This window comes from Staphylococcus sp. EG-SA-2, assembly GCF_017152085.1.
Genome location: NZ_JACYHC010000147.1, coordinates 1 through 540 on the forward strand (window position 1 = coordinate 1; position 540 = coordinate 540).

The window sequence follows — 540 nt, forward strand, 5'->3', positions numbered from 1 at the left end:
CGTAAAGCTGCCGAACGCATTGAACAAGCATTTCTAAAATTACAACAATATAGCGCATAAAAAAACTGCTAGCCGTAGTTATGAATATCTCATAACATTTCAGCTAGCAGTTCTTTTATTTTAAAGGTTTAATAGCAACTGTACCACGCATAACTGTAATTAATTGTTCTTTGTCATTCTTAATTTTTATATCCCATACATGTGTCGACTTACCTCGATGAATAATTTCAGCTGTCGCAGTAACACGACCATCTTTAGCAGAATGAATATGGTTAGCATTCATCTCTAAACCTAATGGAATAAATTTGGTTGTATCAATTAAATTAGCAGATCCTAATGAACATGCTGTTTCACCTAAAGCAATCGAAGCCCCACCATGTAAATATCCAAATGGTTGTTTTACTTTATCAGTGACAGGCATAGAAATAACAACTAAACCATCTTCCTGGTGATCTATTGACATCTCAAATGTCTCTAATAAATGAGTCATATTTTCACCTCTTTATGCTTATAGTACCATAGCAGCAATAGTACCGAAAA

The 540-nt window shown here is 33.9% G+C and carries 1 protein-coding gene; it reads right to left on the minus strand.

Annotated features, from left to right (window positions below; genetic code table 11):
• Positions 1-115: 115 nt before the first annotated feature.
• On the minus strand, positions 116-490 hold the full coding sequence (locus tag IDG60_RS27205; protein WP_000149295.1) for a PaaI family thioesterase: 375 nt from the start codon (positions 488-490) through the stop codon (positions 116-118).
• Positions 491-540 lie beyond the last annotated feature (50 nt).